Raw genomic sequence first — 25,653 nt, forward strand, 5'->3', positions numbered from 1 at the left:
ATTCACTCGTCTGGAAAATGAATAACGACTATTACGTAAATAACGGAACGGCTCTGCTCTGGAGCTCATCCTTTCTTATTTTAGGCCACAGGGATAATTTATGTTTCGTAAGATAAAGATCCGTACTGCACTCAGCATGATGGTGTTTTCGTTAGCGGCGTTACTGCTTTTCGTCGGCGTGTTAGGGTTGGTTGCCGTTCAGTCAGGGAATAAATCATTTGCCCGCGTCGATATGGAAGTGCTGCCAGGGCTGGTTGCGCTGAATGACAGCTCAGAACTGCTGTTGCGTGGTCGGTTGGATTTGCGTCTGTACGAATCATTAATGGGGAAAGGGGATGTTGAGGCAGCTAAAGTCGCGCTAGGGCGCGCCAGAGGCAAAGTCGACGGTGCCAGTGAAAAGTGGCAGGAATACCTGAAATACCCGCAGTCCGAAGCGGAAAAAGTCATTTCTTCGGACATGGCCGAGAAACGCAATACGCTGATGCAGGAGTTTATCGATCCGGCATTTGCGGCGCTTAACGCAGGGAATCTGGATGAATATCGCCAGCGCGCCGGGAAATCGACAGTGCTGTATGCCGCGTTTGATAAATCCTCTAAAGCGCTGGTTGCCTTCAAGCTGAAGAGCATTGATGAAGCCTACGCGGATTCAAATGGGCGTGTGCAACTGATGGAAACTATCCTGTACGGCGCGATCGCCTGTGCGCTGTTGCTGGCGGCTCTGGCCTGGTCTGTGATGACCAACATGATCGTGAAACCGCTGAATCAGGCGATTTCCGTCTTTGACCGCATCGCCGAAGGCGACCTGCGGGCGCAGATTGATAGCAGCGGAAAAAATGAGATCGCGCACCTGTTTGCTGCGGTTCAACGTATGCGCGACGGGCTGGAAAATATGGTGCGCGTGGTGCGTAACGGAACCGATGCGATCAGCGTCGGTGTTGAGGAAATTGCCTCCGGCAACATCGATCTTTCCAGCCGTACTGAACAGCAGGCGGCCTCGCTGGATGAAACCGCTTCAAGCATGGAACAGATCATGTCGACGGTGAAAAACAACGAAGACAACACGCGTAAAGCCAACGATCTGGCGCTGAAAGCCTCTAATTCCGCGTCTCGCGGTGGGAATGTTGTCTCCGAAGTGGTGGATACCATGCGTTCCATCAAGCAGAGTTCTGCCAAGATCTCCGACATTGTTGGTGTAATCGACGGTATTGCCTTCCAGACCAACCTGCTGGCGCTGAACGCTGCGGTAGAATCTGCACGTGCGGGTCAATACGGTAAAGGCTTTGCTGTGGTGGCTTCCGAAGTGCGGATGCTGGCTGCGCGCAGTGCGACGGCAGCGAAAGAAATTGGCACCATGATCGATGATTCTCTCAGCCGTATTGAAAAAGGCGCGGGTCTGGTTGAAGTCGCCGGTAACACCATGGACGAAGTGCTGATGGATGTGAAAAAAGTGGTCGATATCATGGATGAGATCACGCTGGCTTCCAGCGAGCAGAGCCGCGGCATTTCGCAGATCAATATTGCCATCAATCAGATGGATGGTGTGACCCAGCAGAATGCGTCCTTGGTATCAGAAGTGGCGACCTCGGCGAATTCACTTCAGGAGCAGGTTGTTAATCTGCAACAGTCCGTTTCCCGTTTCCAGATCGCAAGGGAAAACATGGAGTTGGACAATGTGCTGCCCGGTTTGCGCCGGAACATTGCGCTGGCCGATGCGCGCTAATCGTTAACCGATCCCCATCGCCTGTTTTCGCTCATGCTGGTTGGGCAGCGAAGACAGGCGATTCATGTACGCACTCATCAATCCATAAATGGTGTGGTATCGATAAACGGCACGGGAACCGTCAACGTTAACCAGACACCGTTGTCCGCCTGATAAAAAACGAACCCCTGCTGATGCATTTCCCGCGCCTTTATTGTTAATACCACGGGCTTGCCGTGCCGTTGGCCGACGTTTATCGCTGTGGCTTCATCGGCAGACAAGTGCACATACTGACGTGAGCCAGGAAGCAAACCCTGCTGATTTATTGAGTCGACAAATCGGGTTGCTGTTCCATGGTAAAGAAAGTCGGGCGGTGTTTTAGGCTCGTAACGCAGATCGACCTGTGATGACGAGTGTCCTTGTGCTGCGCGGATTGATAACCCATCCGGTGAAATAGAAAAGCGCTTTTTATCACTGCTATCGACGACATCTTGAATCACTTCTCTGGTAAGAAGGCGTCCGTCTTTTGCCGCACCGCTAATCAGTTCCGCTATGTTTGCCCATCCTTCGCTGTTCAGCGTGAGCCCAATGGCTTCGGGCTTGTGCCGTAAAACGTAGCTCAGAAATTTGCTGACTTCAGCATGATTCGTGTTGCTCATTGTGTTCTCCATCCATGCATTTTGCTAAGCGAATAGATTGTAATTGAAATACTTTTTACTTTTTACGCGAATAAAAAGTAAAAAGCCTCGTTTTTCAACGAGGCTTTCGTACTTACCATACTACCGCTAGAAAATCGGTGAGCGTTACAGCGCAGCGATGACTGCGTGCTGCTCCAGCAGTTTGGCTTTCGCTACGGCGTAACCGTCCAGCTTCTCACGCTCTTTGGCGACGACCGCTTCCGGTGCGCGTGCCACAAAGCCTTCGTTGGACAGCTTGCTTTCGATGCGCTCAATCTCTGCTTCGATTTTCGCTACTTCTTTCTTCAGACGATCCAGCTCTGCCTCTTTATCGATCAGGCCTGCCATCGGAATTAACAGCTCGGCACCATCAATGAGTTTAGTGACGGAAACCGGACCTTTATCGCCCGCAGGCAGCAGCGTAATGCTTTCCAGACGCGCCAGCGTTTGGATAAAGCTGCGGTTCTCTTCCACGCGACGCTGTGCTTCACCAGTGACATCACGCAGTAAGACTTGCAGCGGTTTGCCCGGCGCGATGTTCATTTCTGCACGAATGTTACGCACGGCGATAATCGCCTGCTTAATCCACTCCAGATCGTTCAGCGCCAGCGTATCTTCCTGCGCGGCATCAAACTCAGGGAACGGCTGCAACATGATGCTTTCATTTGTACGAACAGCGGCGCTAATGCCTTTCAGCGCTTTAACGCGTAGCCAGATGGTTTCGGTAATGAACGGAATAATTGGATGTGCCAGACGCAGCAACGCTTCCAGTACGGTAACTAACGTGTGACGCGTACCGCGCAGTTCCGCTTCTGAACCGCCATTCATCACTGGTTTCGTCAGCTCCAGATACCAGTCACAGAACTGGTTCCAGGTGAACTCGTACAGAATGTTGGCCGCAATGTCAAAGCGGTAACCATCCAACGCCTCACGGTAGGCTTTCACCGTGCGGTTGAATTCTGCCAGAACCCAGCGGTCAGCCAGTGACAGCACTTTCTCACCTGCGCCAAAGCCGCAATCCTGATCTTCGGTGTTCATCAGCACAAAACGGCTGGCGTTCCACAGCTTGTTACAGAAGTTGCGGTAACCTTCCAGACGCTTCATGTCCCAGTTGATGTCGCGGCCGGTAGAGGCCAGCGCCGCCAGCGTGAAGCGCAGAGCGTCCGTACCGTGCGGCTCGATGCCGTTCGGGAACTGTTTCTCGGTGCGCTTGCGGATTTTTTCCGCCAGCTGCGGCTGCATCATGTTGCCGGTACGTTTTTCCAGCAGCGCTTCCAGCGAAATGCCGTCCACCATATCCAGCGGGTCGATCACGTTCCCTTTGGATTTGGACATCTTCTGACCTTCATCATCACGGATCAGGCCGGTCATGTAGACGGTATGGAATGGCACCTGTGGTTTGCCGTCTTCATCTTTGATGAAGTGCATGGTCAGCATGATCATGCGGGCAATCCAGAAGAAGATGATGTCAAAGCCGCTGACCATCACGCTGCTTGGGTGGAACGCTTTCAGATCGGGCGTTTGCTCTGGCCAACCCAGCGTAGAGAACGTCCACAGCCCGGATGAGAACCAGGTATCCAGTACGTCTTCGTCCTGATTCAGAACGACATCGTCAGCGAGGTTGTTTTCACTGCGTACTTCCGCTTCGGTGCGACCCACATAGACGTTGCCATTGGCATCGTACCAGGCCGGAATGCGGTGACCCCACCACAGCTGACGGGAGATACACCAGTCCTGAATGTCGCGCATCCAGCTGAAGTACATGTTTTCGTACTGTTTTGGTACGAACTGGATGCGGCCATCTTCTACCGCTTCCACCGCCGGTTTAGCCAACACGGCAGCACGCACATACCACTGGTCGGTCAGCATCGGCTCAATGACAACGCCGCCACGGTCGCCGTAAGGAACGGTCAGATCGTGCGCTTTGATCTCTTCCAGCAGGCCAAGCTCATCGAATGCGGCGACGAGCGCTTTACGCGCGGCAAAACGCTCCAGACCCTGGAAGGCTTCTGGAATCTCGCTGCTGCAAGCGGTGCTGGCTTCGCCATTGGTATCAAAAACTTCAGCGCTCTGACGGATATCGCCGTCGAACGTCAGGATATTGACCATCGGCAACTGGTGGCGTTTACCGACTTCGTAGTCGTTGAAGTCGTGAGCTGGCGTGATCTTCACGCAGCCGGTGCCTTTTTCCATATCGGCATGTTCGTCGCCAACGATCGGAATACGACGGCCAATCAGCGGCAGGATCACCTCTTTGCCGATCAGATCTTTATAACGCGGATCTTCCGGGTTAACGGCGACGCCAGTATCACCCAGCACGGTTTCCGGGCGGGTAGTCGCGACGACCAGATAGTCTTTCCCGTCAGCGGTTTTCACGCCATCGGCCAGCGGATAGCGCAGGTGCCACATCGACCCTTTCACTTCGCGGTTTTCGACTTCCAGATCGGAAATTGCGGTGCGCAGTTTTGGATCCCAGTTCACCAGACGCTTGCCACGGTAAATCAGGTCTTCTTTATACAGACGGACGAAAACTTCTTTCACCGCGTTGGACAGGCCTTCATCCATGGTGAAACGCTCGCGCTCCCAGTCAACGGAGTTGCCCAGACGGCGCATCTGATTGGTGATGTTGCCACCGGATTCGCCTTTCCACTGCCAGATTTTGTCGATGAACGCTTCGCGGCCGTAATCGTGGCGAGTTTTGCCTTCTTCTGCGGCGATCTTGCGCTCAACGACCATCTGCGTGGCGATACCGGCGTGGTCGGTACCTGCCTGCCACAGGGTATTTTTACCCTGCATACGCTGATAGCGAATCAACGTATCCATAATGGTTTGCTGGAAAGCGTGACCCATATGCAAGCTGCCGGTGACGTTGGGCGGCGGGATCATGATGCTGAAGCTTTCTTTACTCGTGTCGCCGTGCGGCTTGAAGTAGCCTTGCTTTTCCCAGTGTTCGTAGAGCGGCTGCTCGATATCTTGCGGGTTATATTTCGTTTCCATTATGCTCAAAATTCAGTGAGTTGGCGGCGTAGCCGTGGTCAATTGGAAGCCGACGCTGCGATAGGTTTTATAGCGGTCGCGCGCCAACTGTTTCAAGGATTCTTCGTAAGGGACAAAGTCTATCACTTCATGGAAAGCGGTGGCAAAATCTGCGAACTGCGGCAATAGGCTGATCAGCAGATCCCGTGGCGCGTTGCCACGCCGTTGCGGCCAGGCCAGTTCGACCGGCGCACCGTGACGCGGCCCTTCGCCTGCCAGATTGTGCGGCACGAATGCGTTGGGATCGCGCTGCCACAAGGCTTCGTCCAGTCTGATGGCCTGCTGTTCGTCTTCACAGGCAATCAGCACGCGCTTTCCTGCTCGCCAACGTTCTGCCGCCAGATCGCATGCCAGTGCCTCATGGGCGCTGAGCTCACCGCTTTTGCTGTCGTGTTCGAGAAGATAGAACGTTGCGTTTTTCATTGTTTACACTATTGATTGCTAAGAGCCAGAAAGTGATAAGGGCCGGAAGTCCGGCCCATAAGACGGCAATTACTTTATAAGAATAAGGCAATCGCTGGCGCTGGTCATCGCCGTTGACGTGAAAGTCTTATTCTACGTCGTTCTGTCCGGCGCGGTTAAGCAGGAACTGTGATAACAGCGCGACCGGGCGACCCGTTGCGCCTTTGGCTTTACCAGAACGCCAGGCGGTGCCTGCGATATCCAGGTGCGCCCAGCTGTACTTACGCGTAAAGCGCGACAGGAAGCAGCCTGCGGTAATCGCTCCGCCTGGACGGCCGCCAATATTCGCCATATCGGCAAAATTGGATTCCAGCTGTTCCTGGAATTCGTCGGTCAGCGGCAGACGCCATGCGCGGTCGCCAGACTGCTCGGACGCGCTCAACAGCTCGTGCGCCAGCGGATTGTGGTTCGCCATCAGCCCAGTGATGTGGTGCCCCAGCGCAATCACGCACGCGCCGGTCAGCGTTGCAACGTCAATCACCACGTCCGGCTCATAACGCTCAACGTAGGTCAGCGTATCACACAAGACCAGACGGCCTTCCGCATCGGTGTTCAGTACTTCTACCGTTTGGCCGGACATCGTAGTCAGCACATCGCCCGGACGGTATGCGCGCCCATCGACCATGTTTTCACAACCCGCCAGCACGCCGATGATATTCAACGGCAGCGCCAGTTCTGCCGCCATGCGCATCACGCCGTAGACCGTGGCCGCGCCGCACATGTCGTATTTCATTTCGTCCATGCTGTCGGCAGGTTTGATGGAAATGCCGCCGGAATCGAACGTCAGCCCTTTACCGACCAGCACAATCGGGCGGGTTTCCGGATTTGGATCGCCTTTATATTCGATCACGGACATCAGTGATTCATTCTGCGAGCCCTGACCCACGGCCAGATAGGCATTCATGCCCAGCTCTTTCATCTGCTGCTCGCCAATCACGCGCGTGATGATGTTCTGGCTATAGGTATCGGCCAGTTGACGCGCTTGCGAAGCCAGATACGCGGCATTACAGATATTCGGCGGCATGTTGCCGAGGTCTTTTGCGGCTTTGATGCCTGCAGCAATCGCCAGACCGTGCTGAATGGCACGTTCGCCGCTGGTCAGCTCACGGCGCGTCGGCACGTTGAAGACCATTTTGCGCAGCGGACGGCGCAGCTCGACCTTGTTGCTCTTAAGCTGATCGAAGGTGTACAGCGTCTCTTTTGCGGTTTCGACCGCCTGGCGTACTTTCCAGTACGTGTTACGGCCTTTCACGTGCAGCTCGGTCAGGAAGCAAACCGCTTCCATCGAGCCGGTTTCGTTTAGGGCGTTGATCGTTTTCTGAATCACCTGTTTGTACTGGCGTTCATCAAGTTCGCGCTCTTTACCGCAACCAATCAGCAGAATGCGCTCGGAAAGAATGTTAGGTACATGGTGTAAGAGCAATGATTGCCCCACTTTGCCTTCTAATTCACCACGGCGAAGCAACGCGCTGATGTAGCCGTCGCTGATTTTATCGAGTTGTTCGGCAATAGGGGACAGACGACGCGGTTCAAACACGCCGACGACAATGCAGGCACTGCGTTGTTTTTCCGGGCTACCGCTTTTTACGCTGAACTCCATGTACTCTCCTGAATCTTAAAGACAACCGCGGGGGCAACGGCTAGAATGTGACACTCCGTAATACTTCCCGCCGTTGCGTTAACATAACCTGTGTTAATCTTAACGACGTAACGAACCTGTTTTAGTGACTAATAAGCAGGTTCTGATACAACAGCTCAAACGCAGTGTGTTGTAATACAGTTTTAGCTAAGAAGGCAGCCAAAAATGAGTATAAATGGCGCATTAGCGAAGAAACTATCGATTTTCCTGCAAAAAGACAAGTTTTCACAGGCGTAATTAAGCGTGATCATCATTCGATATCTGGTACGGGAAACCTTTAAGAGTCAACTGGCCATCCTTTTCATTCTGTTACTGATTTTCTTTTGCCAGAAATTAGTACGGATACTGGGCGCCGCTGTTGATGGTGAAATCCCGACAAATTTGGTTATCTCCCTGTTGGGATTGGGCGTGCCAGAAATGGTGCAGCTCATCCTGCCATTAAGTCTATTTCTTGGCGTATTGATGACGTTTGGCCGCCTCTATGCGGAAAGCGAGATCACCGTCATGCACGCTTGCGGGTTGGGCAAACGCGTGCTGCTGAGAGCCGCGCTGGTCCTGGCGGTGTTCACTGCCATCGTCGCCACCATTAACGTCATGTGGCTCAGCCCGTGGTCGTCGCGGCATCAGGAAGAAGTGCTGGCGGAAGCAAAGGCGAACCCCGGTATGGCGGCATTGGTTGAAGGGCAGTTTCAGTCCGCACAGGGTGGCAACGCGGTGCTGTTTGTCGGCAATGTCAAAGGGTCGGAGTTTGAACACGTCTTTCTGGCACAGCTGCGCCCCAGCGGTAATGCACGGCCTTCCGTCGTCGTCGCCGATCGCGGTCATATCAAGCAAAACGAAGACGGCGTGCAGGTCGTGACCTTGGATAACGGTTCGCGTTACGAAGGCACGGCGCTGCTGCGTGATTTTCGTATCACCGACTTCACCAACTATCAGGCCGTGATTGGTCATCAGAGCGTGACGCTAAATAATAGCGACGTGCAACAAATGGATATGCAGACCCTCTGGCATTCGGATGCACACGATGCGCGTGCGGAGTTCCACTGGCGGCTGACGTTGATTCTTTCGGTGCTGATCATGGCGCTGATGGTGGTGCCGCTGAGTGTGGTGAATCCACGTCAGGGCAGGGTACTGAGTATGCTGCCTGCGATGCTGCTATACCTGATTTTCTTCCTGCTGCAAAGCTCGCTGCGTTCTAACGCCAGTAAAGGCAAAATCGATCCGATGGTCTGGGTTTGGCTGACCAACTTGATGTACTTCGGTATCGCGGTCATGCTTAACCTCTGGGATACCGTGCCGATGCGCAAAGTGCGCGCCCGCTTTAAGCCTCTTGCGCTTAGAACACAAGGAGCGGCCTGATGTTTGGTGTATTAGACCGCTATATCGGCAAAACGATTTTCACCACCATCATGACGACACTATTCATGCTGGTGTCGCTTTCCGGCATCATCAAGTTTGTCGACCAGTTGCGTAAAGTCGGGCAGGGCGAGTATTCGGCGCTGGGCGCAGGGTTGTACACGCTGCTCAGCGTACCCAAAGATATTGAGATCTTCTTCCCGATGGCGGCGCTGCTGGGCGCGTTGCTCGGGCTGGGCCAGCTTGCGACCCGCAGTGAACTGGTGGTGATGCAGGCTTCTGGCTTTACCCGCTTGCAGATTGCGACGGCCGTGATGAAAACTGCGATTCCGCTGGTGCTGCTGACGATGGCGATTGGCGAGTGGGTGTCTCCGCAAGGGGAACAGATGGCGCGCAACTACCGCTCTCAGATGATCTCCGGTGGGTCGATGATCTCTACGCAGGGCGGACTGTGGGCAAAAGACGGCAATGACTTTATCTATATCGAACGAGTGACGGGCGATAAAGAACTGTCTGGCGTCAACATCTACCACTTCGACGATAAGAACAAACTGCTCTCTGTGCGCTATGCTGCCTCTGCCGAGTTTCAAGATGACAGGAATGTCTGGAAGCTCTCGCAGGTTGATGAATCTGATTTGAGCGACGGTAAACAGATTGGCGGCAGCCAGACGTTCAGCGGAGAATGGAAAACCAACCTGACGCCGGATAAGCTGGGCGTGGTGGCGCTGGAGCCGGATGCGTTGTCGATCCGTGGGTTACATGATTACGCCAAGTATCTGAAACAAAGTGGGCAAGAGTCGAACCGCTATCAGTTGAACATGTGGAGCAAAATCTTTGCCCCAGTCTCAGTGGCGGTGATGATGCTCATGGCGGTCTCTTTCATCTTCGGCCCGCTGCGCAGCGTGTCGGCGGGTTCACGCATCGTGATAGGTATCAGCTTCGGCTTCCTCTTCTATCTGCTGAATGAGATTTTCCGCCCACTCAGCCTGGTCTATGGTATCCCACCGATCCTGGGCGCGATCTTGCCGAGTTCGGTGTTTCTGTTCATCAGCGTAGCGCTGCTGCTAAAACGTCGATAGCACCAGCTACACTAGAGAAAGCGCCGAGTGGATGATTCCCTCGGCGTTTTTTATTGGTCGTGACAAATTTCCTTCGGCAACGTTCATTACCACTTTATATTAAGGTGAAGCGGGCATAACACGTTGCTAGAGATGATTTTTTCAGCACTTAAGCGAATGCAGAGTGGATTAACGTTGCGCGTGGGCCGTCAAACGGTATAATGCACCCGTTTTCCGCATACTACTTCTGTGCCGAAGTGGCGAAATCGGTAGACGCAGTTGATTCAAAATCAACCGCCGCAAGGTGTGCCGGTTCGAGTCCGGCCTTCGGCACCAACAGTATGTAAATAGACCTCAACTGAGGTCTTTTTTTATGCCTAAAATCCAGTATTTATCCCCCTTTCCCGCTATATTAGCTCTCTCAGGGTCAACCGACTTCAACGTACATCTACCAACAGTTGTTGGTACAGATGATGGTATTTCCGGTTCGATAATGCATATACCAACAGGGAGGGCCTAAACATGGCGCTTACTGATATCAAAGTCAGAACAGCCAAGCCTGCCGATAAGCAATATAAGCTTACCGACGGCAACGGCATGCATCTGCTGATTCATCCTAATGGTTCAAAGTACTGGCGCTTACAGTATCGCTTTGGCGGCAAACAGAAGATGCTGGCGCTAGGTGTCTATCCCGATGTCTCTCTGGCCGATGCCAGGGCGCGTCGTGATGACGCTCGTAAGCTACTGGCGAACGGCAGTGACCCTGGTGATAAAAAGAAATCCGATAAGATTGAACAGAGCGAGGCGCTAACCTTCCGAGAAGTTGCCATTGAATGGCATGCCACCAATAAAAAGTGGTCGGAAGAGCACAGCCGCCGCGTGCTGAAAAGTCTGGAAGATAATCTTTTCTCCGCTATCGGCAAACGCAACATTGCCGAGCTTAAAACCCGTGACCTGCTTGCGCCCATCAAGGCAGTGGAACAGTCAGGTCGTCTTGAAGTGGCGTCACGCCTTCAGCAACGTACAACCGCAATAATGCGCTATGCGGTACAAAGCGGATTAATTGACTACAACCCCGCGCAGGAAATGGCGGGCGCTGTAGCGTCCAGTAATCGACAGCATCGTCCTGCACTGGAACTAAAGCATACTCCCGAGCTGCTTCAGCGTATTGATAGCTACACCGGCAGGCCATTAACGCGTTTAGCGGTCGAGTTGACGCTATTGATCTTTATCCGCTCCAGCGAACTGCGCTTTGCCCGTTGGTCAGAGATCGACTTTGAAACTGCAATGTGGACCATTCCCCCTGAGCGTGAACCCATCGAAGGGGTGAAACATTCCCATCGAGGTTCTAAGATGCGAACTCCGCATTTGGTGCCACTGTCCCAACAGGCGTTAGTTATCCTGAAGCAGATACAGCAATTCAGTGGCGACTATGAACTGATCTTTATTGGCGATCACGATCCGCGTAAGCCAATGAGTGAAAACACGGTGAATAAGGCACTACGGGTTATGGGGTACGATACCAAGGTTGAAGTCTGCGGCCACGGCTTCAGGACAATGGCCTGTAGCTCGCTGATTGAGTCAGGGTTATGGTCGAGGGATGCGGTAGAACGGCAGATGAGCCATATGGAACGTAACTCTGTGCGAGCAGCGTATATTCATAAAGCCGAGCATCTTGATGAGCGCAAACTGATGCTGCAGTGGTGGGCGGATTTTCTGGATGCGAACCGGGAGAAGGCGGTTAGTGCGTTTGATTTTGGGAAGGTTAGTAATCAACTAAAATAGAAACTTTTCTTTTCCTGCATCTGTTCTGAAAAATTTCACATAAATGGCATTCTCCACTGATTTTTGCGTAGGTGAAGAATGTCGTTTATTTTTTTGTTGTGGTTACTGTCGGATTTTTTATATCAATATGCTGCTCAGGATATTTAGAAATATTCGGCCATTTTGGCCTGCAACAGTCGAATGCTTAGCGCTGGTTAAGTCATTGCCCAACCTCAGTGTTCATTTCGTTGCCCTGTATCGTTTGCGATAACCTTCGTTGCAGGTATTATTTTGTGAATTACATTCTAAAACTGAATTTATGCTTGAGCATCTTTGCGCTATGGCAGTGATCTCTTCTAAGGATTTTCATGACTAACACTAACTTTTCTCAAACGGCTGCCTTCATCTGGTCAGTCGCTGATCTGCTTCGTGGCGATTTCAAGCAATCACAGTATGGGCGTGTGATTCTGCCTTTTACTCTGCTGCGTCGGCTTGAGTGCGTGTTAGCCGCGAGTAAAGAAGCAGTGGTAGCGGAGGCTGAAAAATTAAAGGCCAGCCCTTTGCCGGAAGAAGGGAGAGAGAAGTTTCTGTTACGCGCTACTAATGGCCTGTCGTTCTTCAATACTTCGCCGATGGATCTCGGCAAGATGGGGCAGAACGACATTAAGGCGAATCTGGAGAACTATGTTCAGTGTTTCTCGAAGGATGCGCGTGAAATCTTTGAACACTTCAAATTTAGTGAGTTTGTTGGCCTGCTGGATGACGCCAATTTACTGTTCAAAATTGTTAAAAAATTCGCCACTACGGACCTCAGTCCGAAGGCCATTTCAAACTATGAAATGGGGCTGGTGTTTGAAGAGCTGATTCGTCGTTTTGCGGAAAGTTCGAATGAAACAGCAGGGGAGCACTTTACTCCACGCGATATCGTACGTTTAACGACCTCGCTGGTGTTTATGGAAGATGATGCGGCGTTATCTAAAGACGGCATCATTCGTACTATCTACGACCCCACTGCCGGTACAGGCGGCTTCCTCTCTTCGGGTATGGAATATGTGCATGAACTTAACCCGAATGCGGTGATGCGTGCGTTTGGTCAGGAGCTGAACCCCGAGTCTTACGCCATCTGTAAAGCCGATATGCTGATTAAAGGGCAAGATGTTAGCCGTATCAAACTGGGTAACACCCTTTCTAACGATCAGCTACCGCAAGACCAGTTCGACTACATGCTGTCGAATCCACCGTTTGGTGTGGACTGGAAAAAGATTGAAGGTGAAATTAACGACGAGCATCAGTTGAAAGGCTTTAACGGTCGTTTTGGTCCTGGCTTACCTCGCGTCTCTGATGGCTCTCTGTTGTTCCTTCTGCATCTGATCAGCAAAATGCGTGATACCCATAATCCAGATGGTTCAATCAATGGTGGAGGGCGCATCGGTATTATTCTTAACGGTTCTCCGCTGTTTACCGGCGGTGCGGGTAGCGGCGAGAGCGAAATCCGTCGCTATATTCTGGAGGCCGATTTGCTGGAAGGGATTGTCGCGTTGCCAACGGATATGTTCTACAACACCGGGATTGCGACTTACATCTGGATACTGTCGAATAAGAAAGCGCCAGAGCGTAAAGGCAAGGTTCAACTGATTGATGGTACCAATTTGTGCGGCAAGATGCGTAAGTCGCTGGGTTCCAAGCGTAATCTGATGGGTGAAGAGGACATCAAGCTGATCACCCGCACGTTTGGCGATTTTGAGGTGGTTGAGGCGATTTCTCTTGAAGCATTAGGCCTGGAAAAAGCACCGGAGCAAAAATCCAACCGTGGTCGTCAGTCTGCAACGGCCAAAACGGAAGCGCCGAAAACCTTCGCCAGCAAAATCTTCAACAGTACCGATTTTGGTTACCGTCGTCTGACCATTGAGCGTCCGCTGCGTTTGTCTGCACAGGTGACCGATGAAGCCATTGCCAGCCTGCGCTTTGCGCCGAAGCCATTTAACGCGCCGATGGAACGTTTGTATGACGAATTCGCTTCGCAGTGGCAGGGCGCTCACTACGGTGATTTTGAAGAAATTGAGGCAGAAGCCCGCGCCATCATTAAAGCGGAATTTTCTGAGCTGAAAGAGAAGCAAATTAAAGACCTGCTGGACAGCAAGCTGTGGCTGGCGCAGCGTGCGTTAATGGAAAAAGCGCAGCAGATTCAAGCGGCGTTAGGCACACAAGCCGGTGGGAAAACGCAGGTCAGCGACGACTTTAACCAGTTTCAGCTTACCCTGAAAGGCGCGTTGAAAACCGCTGCCGTTAAGCTGGATACGAAAGAGAACAAACAGTTTATCGACGCGATTACCACTAAAAATCCGGCTGCTGAGCCTGTCGTGAAGAAGGTGTTGAAAGAGGCGGCTCAGCCGCTGTACGGTGCGTTTGAGTATCAGGGGAAAGTGGTGGAATTCGAGCAGGATGGCGATCTGCGTGATAACGAGAACGTACCGTTAAATCCTCAGATTGCTACCAGCACGCTAATTGAAGACTACTTCAAAGTGGAAGTACTGCCGCATGTTGCCGATGCCTGGATTAATGCCGATAAGCGCGATGCTAAAGATGGTGATATTGGTGTTGTCGGCTATGAGATTCCGTTTAACCGTCATTTCTATGTTTATCAGCCACCGCGCCCGCTAGAAGAAATTGATGCCGATCTGGATGCGGTCAGCGCCGAGATAATGAAGCTGTTGCAGGAGGTACATTCCTGATGGCTAAATATAAGGCATATCCTGAATATAAGGATTCTGGGGTTGAGTGGTTAGAGAATACTCCTACTCATTGGACCGTCGCACCCATAAAATACTTAGCCTTAGATGCTAGTTCCTTATTTTTGGATGGTGACTGGATTGAAAGTAAAGACATTTCTGAGGCAGGAGTTCGTTATATAACTACAGGTAATGTAGGGGAAGGTAGCTACAAAGAACAAGGGGCTGGATTTATAACTGAGAATACTTTCGAAAAACTTAGTTGCACGGAGGTTTTTGAAGGGGATATTTTAATATCCCGATTAAATAACCCAATAGGAAGAGCATGTTTAGTTCCAAACCTTGGATATAAGATTGTTACATCAGTTGACAATGTAATCTTGCGAATCGATAAAGAATATAATAAAAAATATCTTATTTATCTTTTTTCAAGTAAAGATTATTTCCAGCATACAGGGAACCTTGCACGCGGCACTACCATGCAAAGAATTAGCCGAGGACTTCTTGGAAATATTAGACTCTCGCTACCGACATTTTCAGAGCAAATGTCGATAGCATCCTTCCTCGATCACGAAACCACAAAAATCGATGACCTAATCGAGAAACAACAGCAACTGATTGAACTGCTAAAAGAAAAACGTCAGGCAGTAATAAGCCATGCTGTAACCAAAGGATTAAACCCAAATGTGCCGATGAAAGACTCTGGTGTTGAGTGGTTGGGGGAAGTGCCTGAGCATTGGGTTATCGCTCAATTAAAATTTAATACTTTGGAAATGCAAACAGGTCCATTTGGTAGCCAATTACATGCTGAAGATTATATAGTTGACGGTATTCCATTAATAAATCCAGCACATATGTATTCAGGTGAAATTATACCGGATTTGCAAGTCACAGTTGATGAATCAACACAGAAAAGATTAGAGCGGCATAAGTTATTAGAGGGGGAGATCATCTTTTCTCGTCGTGGTGAGCTAGGGAGATGTGCGGTTGTAAAAAAAGAACATGTAGGTTGGCTATGCGGGACCGGTAGTCTAAAAGCTAAACTCACAAAGAAAATAGTTCCGGAATATGCATATATTCTAATTTCTTCAGATGGCGTTGTTTCAGAGCTCACATTAGAGTCTAAAGGCTCGACAATGGCAAACTTGAATACTGAAACCTTAGGACGAATTCGATTACCTGTTCCGACAATTAGCGAGCAAAAGGTAATATTAGATTATATTAAAGTGATCTCTGATAAATATGATCATTTAATTCTTTCAGCAAATACTGCAATTCAGCTTATGCAGGAACGCCGCACCGCCCTTATCTCCGCAGCCGTTACCGGTAAAATCGACGTACGTGACTGGGTCGCGCCAGCGAATAGCGAAATGGCGAGCATTGAGGAATCACAGGAGGTGAATGCATGAGTATGGACTCGACCAAAGAAGCCATCTTTCAACGTGAGATGATTGCACAGATGGTTGAGCATGGCTGGATTATCGGCAAAGGTGATGGCTATGACCGTGAACGTGCGCTGTATTCGCAAGATGTGCTGACTTTCGTTAAAACAACCCAGCCGCAGGAATGGGAAAAGCTGGTTAAGGTTTTCCCTACCGATACCGAGCGCCATTTCCTTGATGCGCTGGAGGCTCAGCTTAAAAAAGCCGACATCAACGCTACCGATAAACTTTCACGCACCTACGGTACGCTGGGTGTATTGCGCAATGCGCTGAAGATCCGCAATGCCCGTTTTACGCTATGTCAGTTTAAACCCGAACATAATTTAAACCCGGAAACTCTGGCACGTTATCAGCAGAATATCTGCCGTATTGTGCCGGAGCTGGTTTATAGCCCGTATGCATCGAAGGCTGTGTTTGAAGAAACCGGTTCAAAGGCGAAAAAGTGGCGTATCGATCTGGTGCTGTTTGTTAACGGCCTGCCGGTGGCGACGCTGGAATTGAAATCCGAGTTTAAGCAGGCGGTACAAAACGCGATTAAACAATATAAGAAAACGCGTTTGCCGAAAGACCCGGTAACCAATAAGCCTGAACCGCTGCTGACCTTCAAACGTGGTGCGTTGGTGCACTTTGCCGTCAGCCAATATGATGTGTTTATGGCCACGAAATTGGCTGGCGATGACACTTTCTTCCTGCCTTTTAATAAAGGTACGGCAGACGGTGGAGCAGGGAACGATATTCCCGAAGATACCAACGAGTACGCCACCAGCTACTTGTGGAATGAAGTCCTGCTGCCGGACAACCTGCTGAATATTCTTGCGCGTTTTGTACATTTGCAAATTGAGGAAAAAGAAGACTGGAACGGATTAAAGGTTAAAAAAGAGAGTTTAATTTTCCCGCGTTATCACCAGTGGGATGTGGTAAATAAACTGATTCGCGCCGCCACGGAAGAAGGCACCGGTAATAAATACCTTATTCAGCACAGTGCAGGTTCCGGTAAGTCCAATTCTATTGCCTGGACGGCTCATCAGCTTTCTACGCTCTATGATGAGAAGGGCGAGAAGCAGTTCCATTCAGTGATTGTTGTCACCGACCGTACCGTATTAGACGATCAGCTTCAGGATACGATTTACCAGTTTGAACATGCAGATGGTGTCGTCGGGCGCATTAATAATAAAGAAGGCGACGGCTCTAAATCAGAGAAACTCGCCAGTGCGCTGGAAAACTCCCAGCCGATTATTATCGTTACCATCCAGACTTTCCCGTTTGTGCTTAAAGCCATCGAAAACAGCGTCAGCCTCAAGCAGCGCAAATATGCAGTGATTGCTGACGAAGCGCACTCTTCTCAAAGCGGTTCCACGGCGCGTCAGCTAAAAGAAGTACTGATGACCGAAGAAGCAGATGATGATGTGGTGCTGTCTTCGGAAGATATTTTGGGTGCCACCGTTGCCGCGCGAAAAGGCAGTAATAATCTTAATTTTTATGCATTTACCGCCACGCCAAAAGCCAAAACGCTGGAGCTGTTTGGTCGTCGTCTTAATCCACTTGAACCTGCATCCAAGACGAATAAGCCGGAAGCATTCCACGTTTATTCGATGCGCCAGGCCATTGAAGAAGGCTTTATTCTTGATGTGCTGAAGAACTACACCAACTACAAAGTGGCGTATAAGCTGCTGCAAAAGCTGGATGATCCCGACAGGGAAGTGGACAGTAAAAAGGCCAAAATTAAGCTGAACCAGTGGGTGACGTTGCACGAACATAACGTATCACAAAAAGTAAAAGTGATTGTCGAGCACTACCGAAAAAACGTTATGCATTTACTCGGCGGACAGGCGAAGGCTATGGTCGTGACCAGTTCACGTAAAGCGGCGGTGCGCTACAAGCTGGCGTTTGATCAGTATATTGCTGAGAACCACTACCTGAAAATTAACGCGATGGTGGCGTTTTCAGGCGAAGTGGAGTTTGTTGAAAGCGATCAAAATAGCCTTGCATTGTTGAACAAGAAATTCACTGAAATCAATATGAATCCAGGGCTGAAAGGCCGGGATATGCGCGAAGCCTTTGATAGTGATGATTATCAGGTCATGTTGGTTGCCAATAAATTTCAGACGGGTTTTGACCAGCCCAAGCTGTGCGCCATGTATGTGGATAAACCCCTTGGCGGGGTGGAGTGCGTGCAAACACTCTCGCGTCTGAACCGTATTTATCCGGGCAAAGCGCAGTCTGGCACCTTCGTGCTCGATTTTTACAACGAACCGGATGATATTCTGGGGGCCTTCCAGCCTTATTATCAGACTGCCGAACTGACAGATGTCAGCGATCCACAATTAGTCTTCGAACTATTCGAGAAGCTCCGCGCCAGCGGTATTTTCTTGTGGAATGAAGTGGAGCAATTCTGCGACGCGTTCTTTACCAAAAATAAATCCAACGCGGCAATTAGCAATATTTGCAAACCTGCTGTTGAGCGCTGGAAAAAGCGATATACCTCGGCCATTGATGCTTATGTGTTGGCAAAAGAAATTTTTGAACGTACGAAGAAAACCAACGATGTTGTGCTGATCACCAATGCTGAAAACAGCTTTAAAGGCTGCAAGCAAGAGAAAGACAAGTTGGACATCTTCAAGAAAGATCTCGGTAGTTTTGTCCGTTTCTACGAGTTTATGTCACAACTCGTGGAGTTCGATGATAAGGAACTGGAGAAACTCAGTCTGTTTGCCCGTCATTTACGGCCCTTGCTACATGAACAGAATGTTGAAGAAGATGAGATTGATTTAAGCAATGTGGAAATGAGCCATTACCGCTTGTCGAAAATTCATGAGCAACATCTGAAACTTCAGGAAGACGCCGAAGAATACAAAATAAAGCCGGGCAATGATATTGGCACTGCCAAGCCGAAGGATAAGAAAGAAGAATTTCTCTCGCATATTCTGGCACGCCTTAACGAGCTGTTCATTACTGACAATCTGACCGATAAAGACATGATTAATTATGCTTTTAGCGTGCGAGATAAGTTATCAGAAAATCAGGCGGTGATGACGCAGATTGCGAATAACACGCGCGAACAGGCTATGCTGGGCGATTTCCCTAAAGCCATTGATGACGCGGTGCTGGATAGCAATGACGCCCAGCAGGACATGATGATGCAATATCTGTCTAATCCTGAACTGGCAAGAGGGTTTGCCCGAGTGGTATTTGATATGTTGAAAGGAGCTTGAGTTTTTCACTGACCGGATATCACCGTCTGGCTGATGGACCATAAAAACGGAGGCTGTATGACAGATAAATATTTACCTCAAGCCCCTGCCGGTGAATTCATCATGTTTACCAGTCAGGATGGCAAAATACGTATTGAATGCCGTTTCGAAAGCGATACGTTATGGTTATCGCAGGCGATGATCGGTGAGCTATATGGTAAAGCCAAATCGACTATCAGCGAGCATATCAAAAACATCTTTGAAGACGGTGAATTGGATGAAAATTCAGTTGTTCGGTTTTACCGAACAACTGCCAGCGATGGAAAAAATTATCAGGTTCAATACTTTAATCTGTCATTGGTACTGGCCGTCGGTTATCGCGTCCGTTCAACCCGAGGTATCCAGTTCCGGCAATGGGCTACGCAGACCTTGCAGGAATACCTGATTAAAGGTTTTGTAATGGATGATGAGAGGCTGAAAAATCCACCCGTCGGCCCGTCAGTTGTACCTGATTATTTTGGTGAGATGCTGGAACGCATCCGTGATATTCGGGCCAGTGAACGGCGCGTTTATTTACGGGTACGGGAAATCTTTGCTCTTGCAGCGGATTATCAACCCTCACTGAAAGATACCACTCTATTTTTCCAGACTATCCAGAATAAACTGCATTTCGCCTGTACCGGCAAAACAGCCGCTGAGCTGATCCACCAGCGCGCCGATGCCACTCTTCCGCATATGGGGCTGACCAGCTTCAAGGGCGATGAAGTGCGCAAAGGCGATGTCACCGTCGCCAAAAATTATCTCAATCAACGCGAAGTCGATGAACTGAACCGCGTGGTCAATATGTGGCTGGATTTTGCTGAAGATCAGGCTAGACGCCGTCAGCAGATATTTCTACGTGACTGGCAGGAAAAATTAGATCAATTCCTAGAATTCAACGATCGTGATGTATTAAAAGGTGCAGGTACGATCAGCAAGAAAATGGCAGATGACAAGGCTCTGGCTGAATATGAACACTTTGCCGAGCAACAGCGCCGTTTAAAAGAAGCAGAGGGCGAACGGGATATCACTGAACTATTACAGTGGCAAACCAGCCCGAAAGCTAAGGATGTGCCATAAGTATTCCGCATGCGCAAACTCAAGGCAGAATAAAGCATGGAGGTTCATGCACTGACATGACTTACAAGCTTGGTTTCGGCTGCATCCCGTGTGATGCGTGCTGATTAAAGTACATTCAGATTGCCGAGTAGTTATGTGATTCTACATGAACTGTGTCATATCGCTGAGCATAACCATAGCGAACGTTTTTATCGGCTAATGGGACAGGTGATGTCAGAATGGGAAACGATAAAAGCACGTCTGGATGGCATGGCGGGAGCCATATTTTCCGGTCTATGCTAGTCGGGTACATACTTTAGCTTGGCGGTGAAATTGTTGTACAACACACTGATCCACAATGTCTTATCTAGCATACTGTAATGATTCAGTTGTTTGGTCTCTAATCATTAGAAAATATCAGCAGGGATGTATCTATGACTGTACCAACCTACGATAAATTTATTGAGCCTGTACTGCGTTTTTTAGCTACTAAGCCCGAGGGGGTGCCTGCGCGTGATGCGCACGAAGCCGCTGCTGATATGCTTGGCCTTGATGATAATCAGCGTGCGGTGATGATTGCTAGCGGTCAGTTGGTGTATAAAAATCGAACTGGCTGGGCGCATGATCGCTTGAAACGTGCGGGGTTATCTCAAAGCCTATCAAGAGGAAAGTGGTGTTTAACCACGGAAGGACTTCACTGGATACTGGCTCATCCACAACCGCTGACGGAAGAAGAAGTGAATCATCTGGCGTTTGATTTCATGGATGTCAAACTCAAGCAACAATCTGATGCCGTAGAATTGGATCAAAGTCCAGCGCTGCTGACGAATGAAGAATTGGCGAAAAGCAGCCCTGACGATCGCCTCGATCAAGCGTTAAAAGAGCTACGTGACGCTGTTGCTGTTGAAGTGCTAGAAAATTTATTACAGGTTTCTCCGGCACGTTTTGAGGTCATTGTTTTGGATGTGCTGCACCGACTGGGCTATGGCGGACATCGCGACGATCTTCAGCGCGTAGGCGGTACTGGGGATGGAGGTATTGATGGCATTATTTCGCTTGATAAGTTGGGGCTAGAAAAGGTGTATGTGCAGGCCAAACGCTGGCAGAACACCGTCGGCCGCCCAGAACTTCAGGCTTTCTATGGCGCATTAGCGGGACAAAAAGCAAAGCGTGGTGTATTTATCACTACATCAGGTTTCACTGCACAGGCGAGAGATTTTGCTCACTCCGTTGAAGGCATGGTGTTAGTTGATGGTGAACGTTTGGTCCATCTGATGATCGAAAATGAGGTGGGTGTATCTTTCCGCTTGGTTAAAGTGCCTAAATTGGATATGGACTACTTTGAATAGTTGAGTACTAAACATGATTTTTATTTTAAAGATAGGCGAAGGAATTAGAGTGCTAAGTTTTTACTCAGGTCATTAATATAAACACTTCCATAAGATCTCAATATTTAGGTCTCAAACATTGAGATCTTTTAGTTTTCATAAGTGCTTTAGCTGTGTTGTGATAAGGTAATTTAATTTTTCAATTGCATTCTTTAATGTTTTTTGGTGATTTAATTTCACTGTTAATTACGTGGGGAGATCTTTCATATATCAAAGAAGTTCTTGGCTATTTTTACTTGAGTCATATAAATATCTAATGTTATAGATGGAATTATACCATATTTTAACTGTAAAGTTTGGTTGTGATTCACTAAGGTTTTTGTGAAAATTATCAATCGTATTTTTGCATTCATTTATCGAAGATGCACTGGAGCTGATCGACAGTAGTACATTCATCTTATCTAATGCAACTGAGTCTCCTTTTCGTGGGTTGCCATAAGCAAAGCATTCATCGAGAAATCCAAAATGATGAACGACTTGTCTCAATGAACCGATGTTATCACCTTTTATTTCACGGCCATTAATAAAATACTGGATCTTATCGATATATCCATTTCCCAGTCCTGCATTGTAAATATAATACCCATACTCATTTTTACTACCATCAATCGTTGGTACAAGTGTTATGTAAGGCTGAACGGAAATCTCATAATTTTTCTTCTGTAAATAACCTTGATAAACAGACAATCCTAGCGCACATAAAGCTACGATAACACTAGCAAGCGATATGGATAAACTATTTTTGGCTAATCTGTTATCACTCATTCAGATACAACTCCTTTTTTACAATGGCTCAATGCGCCAATAAATATAGGTCAATAGTAAGCCTGATAAAAATAAGAAAAACCTACAGGACAGGTTCTAAATGGGTATCTATATTCTAAAAACCTGCTCCCGATGCCATTCAACAAACTGTTCAAGTGGGTAATACTCCCGCTTTTTAGGCAGAAACAGCGGTTTTCCCTCGAAATCCCAGAATAGCCTTTCGACGATCCTACTGCCGTTCACGCCTTCTGAAACCATCAACTTCATACTGTCATCAATACCGATAACGCCAATATCAAATGCAGAATGATGTACCGAGCATAAGGCAAGCCCGTTGGTCACGGTGCAAGGGCCACCGTATTGTTTCCATTTGATGTGTGCCGCTTCGAGGCCGACAGGCGTTGTATCGTGCCGTAAATCATAACCGCAGACCGCACAGCGGTATTGATACGCACGTAGTACCGTTTGACGGAAATGAGGATCGCGAGACTTGCGTACATCATCTAGCGATAGTTCCAGACGGTTGGCAATGACTTCCTGAACACTTTCAGGAAAATGCTCGCTTAAAATCTGCTGAGCGAGTTTATCGATAAGTTGAGGTTGTTTGCATAATAGTTGATAGCTGGCTTCATTAAATCCCCCCATGACACCGTGCTGAATCAGCTCGCGGTTTGGCGGCTCTCTATTCCCTTTCTGCGGTGAACAATGCTCGTCGTTCTGCAACTGCCAAAAACCATCTCCCTTCAGCCGCCAGAATGGCATTTCAGGGTAATGAGCACGCCGCTGTGGCCCAAAGCTGTTTAAAAGCGCCAAGAGTTGCGGACGGATTTCGTCGCCATAGTGAAACAGGCGAGGGTGTCCTTGCTGATAGGCCGATAGGACATAAAGCAGCAACAATGGCTTATGAGGCGCACGTTGATCGCCTTTACGCCATATAGATATATTGGAAATTGCGGTTTGAAGTTCCTGGACAGATGGCATACGCAATACAAACAGAAAGGGAATATATTGCGATAATGCTCGCAAAATCAGTGAGATTCAAGCGTCCTGTCACTCTCAGACCTTACCTCACGCCACCTTATCAACGTAGATAACCTTGTGATTTTCGGCGTCAGTAATACTTTGCATATGTGAGATTCTGGCGATGAGTAAAAAGGTGAGCAGATCCTTTATGCCATATTTTCTGTAGATATTATTTTTCATATTGTTGGCGGTTTTATGGGTTATCGCCATCTTTTTGGCGATGGTTTTTATTGCAACACCATCCAGCCAGTAGCCGAAAAATATTTTCTCATTCGGTGATAACGATATCATCTTGCCTTTTATTTCCCTGAACGATGACAGGGCAGAGATCACTTTTTCGAACGTGCTAATTGGTGCATGTTTTGATAACAGCAACACCTTTTTAGCCACCATCAAGGGTGTATGTTTACGGTTATTTAGAATAATAATGAATGCCCGTTGATGGTCGGTAATGATGTGAGTCAGTAGCGTCATGTCGATACCGTGTTCAATATCAACAACAGTGATGGGTACATTACCGCCATCCTTATTTCCCAGACAGGTAAACGCCGCCGTGGTGAAAGGGCAGCGGCTGAATATTTCAATGCTCATGGCGATAGTGGTTCAGTGGAAAAATAGCAAAGTGATATCTGACGACGCATCATCCCTGTAACAGCTTTAATACGTTTCCCGACTGCTGATTGGCTTGCGACAAGACGGCCATCGATGCCTGCTGTAGGATCTGGGCTTTTGTCATCGCGGAAACCTCAAGGGCATAATCCGCATCCAATATGCGAGAGCGGGCGGCAGCGGTGGCAATTGTCTCCTGTGACAGTACGGCGGTTACTGATTCGAAGCGGTTCATCTGGCTGCCGTATTCACTGCGGTAACCGTCCAGTTTTTTCAGCGCATTATCGAACGTGGCTAATGCCGCTCTGGCCTGTTCAGGTGTACCCAGCGTCACAGAAGAAAGCCCCAGCGATTGGCTATCTGCTGGCGTTGGGTTGAGGGTGACCGTTTGCAATGCATCACCGAAACTCGCTCCGACGACAAACGTCGTTTCTTTGCTGATCGGCACTGAGGGCGGCAGTGGCGGTGCAGGCTCTGTCGGTGTGGGAAGTTCATCCCAGCTTGCACTGCTATTAAATACGCCGCTGCCAACCACTATGATAATCAGATCTTCCGTCACCTCATCTATGTGAATTTTTTCCAGTCGGTTTGCTGCCCCCACATTCCCATCGTTAAATCCCCCGGTGTTGGCATCTTCAAAGCGGTCACCATCACCACTGTAGGTGATGGTCATGCCCTGATAAGTGGTCTGCGCCCCTGTGTTGATATTGTATTCCCCGGCTTGCAGCAGCGAATCTGCCGAGTAGGTGGCATTGGGTAAAAAGCCGTTATCTTGCGTAATCACGGCGGTATTCATGGTGCTTTCATCCGTTACGCCGTTTGCTGACCAGACAATATCGGCGTCTGCGCCTTCTGCGGGCGTACCGGCCAGATGCCTGCCATCTCGCGCAAATAGCTGGATATCGTCATCGGCGCTTAATGAGTCGATGGTGATGGTAATATTTTTTGCGCCAGCAGGAATGTAAGCCAGCGAAATCACCCCAGAAGGAAATTGATGATTGATATTGGGGACAGGAAACTTTTCAGCCAGTGGCAACGTGTCGCCCAGTTTGGCTGGCTGAGGACCCGGTTCAGCAGGGGCCAGCGGGTAACGACCAAAGATTTGAGTCGATGAAGCGATACGGTCGATTTCTTCCCTAATCTGCTGATATTCACCGTTCAGGCTGGTCTGGTCTGTATCGGACAGCGTACCGTTTGCCGCCTGCACCGCGAGTTGCCTGCCACGTTGTAGCAGATTATTGATGGCATTAAGCCCGCTCTCAGCCGTTTGCATTAGGCTGAGGCCATCTTTCATTCCGTTAGTGATGGCGCTGTTGGCATTCAGATTAGCGGTCATCCGGTTGGCAATAGCCTGACCAGCGGCATCGTCCTTCGCACCATTGATGCGCAGACCCGAAGAAAGCCGTTCAATCGCCTGGCTCAATCGGGTGGCCGATTTATCCTGTTGATTCCGTATCGTTAAATGAAGAGAGGTAATCGGAGTCATTGCGCACCAGTCCTGATTTGGCAAAAACAATGGAATGATTTTTATCTGCTGATTATTGATTTACCAGATAACAGGCAATAGTCAGTCCTTCCCGATAATGGAAATAAAAACAGATAAAACATTACGTTATGGTTATTCTCGGCAATAGCTTATCGACGGTGGTGATCAAAAGATAATCGTTTTGATAGATCGATGCGATCGTATCGATCGGCGTTACCGATCAAAAGCGCT

17 protein-coding genes, 1 tRNA gene and 1 pseudogene are annotated in these 25,653 nt (G+C 49.2%); 11 read left to right on the forward strand and 8 right to left on the reverse strand.

Annotated features, from left to right (window positions below):
* Positions 1-100 precede the first annotated feature (100 nt).
* Entirely contained in the window at positions 101-1,720 is a 1,620-nt protein-coding gene (locus H0248_RS13185; RefSeq protein WP_014913948.1) for a methyl-accepting chemotaxis protein, read from the forward strand.
* A 77-nt stretch (positions 1,721-1,797) separates the two neighbouring features.
* Here the strand turns inward: H0248_RS13185 and H0248_RS13190 are convergent, their stop codons facing one another.
* The 4 genes from H0248_RS13190 to pepA form a co-directional block, all read right to left on the reverse strand.
* Positions 1,798-2,358, reverse strand: coding sequence for an RNA 2'-phosphotransferase (locus H0248_RS13190; RefSeq protein ID WP_014913949.1), 561 nt, complete (start codon positions 2,356-2,358; stop codon positions 1,798-1,800).
* 144 nt (positions 2,359-2,502) lie between these two features.
* Positions 2,503-5,373, reverse strand: a complete 2,871-nt coding sequence (locus H0248_RS13195) for a valine--tRNA ligase (protein WP_180786270.1) — start codon at positions 5,371-5,373, stop codon at positions 2,503-2,505.
* A 12-nt stretch (positions 5,374-5,385) separates the two neighbouring features.
* Complete coding sequence (locus tag H0248_RS13200; RefSeq protein WP_005973664.1) at positions 5,386-5,835, reverse strand: DNA polymerase III subunit chi; 450 nt, start codon at positions 5,833-5,835, stop codon at positions 5,386-5,388.
* Positions 5,836-5,962: 127 nt separating this feature from the next.
* Positions 5,963-7,474 (reverse strand): leucyl aminopeptidase, encoded by a 1,512-nt coding sequence (pepA, locus tag H0248_RS13205; protein WP_010284628.1) that lies wholly within the window; start codon positions 7,472-7,474, stop codon positions 5,963-5,965.
* A gap of 282 nt (positions 7,475-7,756) precedes the next feature.
* Here pepA and lptF point away from each other — a divergent pair, with 282 nt between their 5' ends.
* The 10 genes and pseudogenes from lptF to H0248_RS13255 all read left to right on the forward strand — a co-directional run bounded on the left by lptF (position 7,757) and on the right by H0248_RS13255 (position 21,500).
* Complete coding sequence (gene lptF, locus H0248_RS13210; protein ID WP_180786271.1) at positions 7,757-8,872, forward strand: LPS export ABC transporter permease LptF; 1,116 nt, start codon at positions 7,757-7,759, stop codon at positions 8,870-8,872.
* Positions 8,872-9,948: an LPS export ABC transporter permease LptG gene (gene lptG, locus H0248_RS13215; RefSeq protein WP_180786272.1), complete on the forward strand. Its 1,077-nt coding sequence runs from the start codon at positions 8,872-8,874 to the stop codon at positions 9,946-9,948. The genes lptF and lptG overlap by 1 nt, the downstream gene beginning before the upstream one ends.
* 230 nt (positions 9,949-10,178) lie before the next feature.
* A tRNA-Leu gene (locus H0248_RS13220) sits at positions 10,179-10,263 on the forward strand.
* Positions 10,264-10,449: 186 nt separating this feature from the next.
* Positions 10,450-11,712 (forward strand): tyrosine-type recombinase/integrase, encoded by a 1,263-nt coding sequence (locus H0248_RS13225; protein WP_180786273.1) that lies wholly within the window; start codon positions 10,450-10,452, stop codon positions 11,710-11,712.
* Positions 11,713-12,059: 347 nt separating this feature from the next.
* Positions 12,060-14,423 (forward strand): type I restriction-modification system subunit M, encoded by a 2,364-nt coding sequence (locus tag H0248_RS13230; protein ID WP_180786274.1) that lies wholly within the window; start codon positions 12,060-12,062, stop codon positions 14,421-14,423.
* A complete protein-coding gene (locus tag H0248_RS13235) occupies positions 14,423-15,829 on the forward strand; it encodes a restriction endonuclease subunit S (RefSeq protein WP_180786275.1) in 1,407 nt (468 codons plus the stop codon). The genes H0248_RS13230 and H0248_RS13235 overlap by 1 nt, the downstream gene beginning before the upstream one ends.
* Positions 15,826-19,074: a type I restriction endonuclease subunit R gene (locus H0248_RS13240; protein ID WP_180786276.1), complete on the forward strand. Its 3,249-nt coding sequence runs from the start codon at positions 15,826-15,828 to the stop codon at positions 19,072-19,074. The genes H0248_RS13235 and H0248_RS13240 overlap by 4 nt, the downstream gene beginning before the upstream one ends.
* A 57-nt stretch (positions 19,075-19,131) precedes the next feature.
* Positions 19,132-20,172 carry a virulence RhuM family protein gene (locus H0248_RS13245; protein WP_180786277.1) on the forward strand — a complete coding sequence of 347 codons (1,041 nt, stop codon included), beginning with the start codon at positions 19,132-19,134 and terminating at the stop codon, positions 20,170-20,172.
* Between the two features lie 100 nt (positions 20,173-20,272).
* Positions 20,273-20,454, forward strand: a pseudogene (locus tag H0248_RS13250) (YgjP-like metallopeptidase domain-containing protein); the annotation flags it as partial.
* 131 nt (positions 20,455-20,585) lie between these two features.
* Positions 20,586-21,500, forward strand: a complete 915-nt coding sequence (locus tag H0248_RS13255; RefSeq protein ID WP_180786279.1) for a restriction endonuclease — start codon at positions 20,586-20,588, stop codon at positions 21,498-21,500.
* Positions 21,501-21,749: 249 nt separating this feature from the next.
* Here H0248_RS13255 and H0248_RS13260 read toward each other — a convergent pair whose 3' ends face one another.
* The 4 genes from H0248_RS13260 to H0248_RS13275 all read right to left on the reverse strand — a co-directional run bounded on the left by H0248_RS13260 (position 21,750) and on the right by H0248_RS13275 (position 25,422).
* Positions 21,750-22,304 carry a hypothetical protein gene (locus tag H0248_RS13260; RefSeq protein ID WP_180786280.1) on the reverse strand — a complete coding sequence of 185 codons (555 nt, stop codon included), beginning with the start codon at positions 22,302-22,304 and terminating at the stop codon, positions 21,750-21,752.
* A 108-nt stretch (positions 22,305-22,412) separates the two neighbouring features.
* Positions 22,413-23,285 (reverse strand): phosphorothioated DNA-binding restriction endonuclease, encoded by an 873-nt coding sequence (locus H0248_RS13265; RefSeq protein ID WP_180786281.1) that lies wholly within the window; start codon positions 23,283-23,285, stop codon positions 22,413-22,415.
* 87 nt (positions 23,286-23,372) lie between these two features.
* On the reverse strand, positions 23,373-23,918 hold the full coding sequence (locus H0248_RS13270) for a helix-turn-helix transcriptional regulator (RefSeq protein ID WP_180786282.1): 546 nt from the start codon (positions 23,916-23,918) through the stop codon (positions 23,373-23,375).
* Between the two features lie 49 nt (positions 23,919-23,967).
* Positions 23,968-25,422, reverse strand: coding sequence for a flagellin N-terminal helical domain-containing protein (locus H0248_RS13275; RefSeq protein ID WP_180786283.1), 1,455 nt, complete (start codon positions 25,420-25,422; stop codon positions 23,968-23,970).
* Between the last annotated feature and the right edge of the window lie 231 nt (positions 25,423-25,653).

The organism is Pectobacterium brasiliense (assembly GCF_013449685.1).
In the GTDB taxonomy this organism is placed as follows: domain Bacteria; phylum Pseudomonadota; class Gammaproteobacteria; order Enterobacterales; family Enterobacteriaceae; genus Pectobacterium; species Pectobacterium brasiliense_A.

What these genes read in the sequence shown, in the direction of transcription:
- H0248_RS13240 (WP_180786276.1), top strand. Translation starts at nt 15,826, where the DNA reads ATGAGTATGGACTCGACCAAAGAAGCCATCTTTCAACGTGAGATGATT.
- H0248_RS13255 (WP_180786279.1), top strand. Translation starts at nt 20,586, where the DNA reads ATGACTGTACCAACCTACGATAAATTTATTGAGCCTGTACTGCGTTTT.
- H0248_RS13230 (WP_180786274.1), top strand. Translation starts at nt 12,060, where the DNA reads ATGACTAACACTAACTTTTCTCAAACGGCTGCCTTCATCTGGTCAGTC.
- lptG (WP_180786272.1), top strand. Translation starts at nt 8,872, where the DNA reads ATGTTTGGTGTATTAGACCGCTATATCGGCAAAACGATTTTCACCACC.
- H0248_RS13200 (WP_005973664.1), bottom strand. Translation starts at nt 5,835, where the DNA reads ATGAAAAACGCAACGTTCTATCTTCTCGAACACGACAGCAAAAGCGGT.
- H0248_RS13190 (WP_014913949.1), bottom strand. Translation starts at nt 2,358, where the DNA reads ATGAGCAACACGAATCATGCTGAAGTCAGCAAATTTCTGAGCTACGTT.
- H0248_RS13260 (WP_180786280.1), bottom strand. Translation starts at nt 22,304, where the DNA reads ATGAGTGATAACAGATTAGCCAAAAATAGTTTATCCATATCGCTTGCT.
- H0248_RS13245 (WP_180786277.1), top strand. Translation starts at nt 19,132, where the DNA reads ATGACAGATAAATATTTACCTCAAGCCCCTGCCGGTGAATTCATCATG.
- H0248_RS13270 (WP_180786282.1), bottom strand. Translation starts at nt 23,918, where the DNA reads ATGAGCATTGAAATATTCAGCCGCTGCCCTTTCACCACGGCGGCGTTT.
- H0248_RS13275 (WP_180786283.1), bottom strand. Translation starts at nt 25,422, where the DNA reads ATGACTCCGATTACCTCTCTTCATTTAACGATACGGAATCAACAGGAT.
- H0248_RS13225 (WP_180786273.1), top strand. Translation starts at nt 10,450, where the DNA reads ATGGCGCTTACTGATATCAAAGTCAGAACAGCCAAGCCTGCCGATAAG.
- H0248_RS13265 (WP_180786281.1), bottom strand. Translation starts at nt 23,285, where the DNA reads ATGCCATCTGTCCAGGAACTTCAAACCGCAATTTCCAATATATCTATA.
- H0248_RS13235 (WP_180786275.1), top strand. Translation starts at nt 14,423, where the DNA reads ATGGCTAAATATAAGGCATATCCTGAATATAAGGATTCTGGGGTTGAG.
- H0248_RS13195 (WP_180786270.1), bottom strand. Translation starts at nt 5,373, where the DNA reads ATGGAAACGAAATATAACCCGCAAGATATCGAGCAGCCGCTCTACGAA.
- H0248_RS13185 (WP_014913948.1), top strand. Translation starts at nt 101, where the DNA reads ATGTTTCGTAAGATAAAGATCCGTACTGCACTCAGCATGATGGTGTTT.
- pepA (WP_010284628.1), bottom strand. Translation starts at nt 7,474, where the DNA reads ATGGAGTTCAGCGTAAAAAGCGGTAGCCCGGAAAAACAACGCAGTGCC.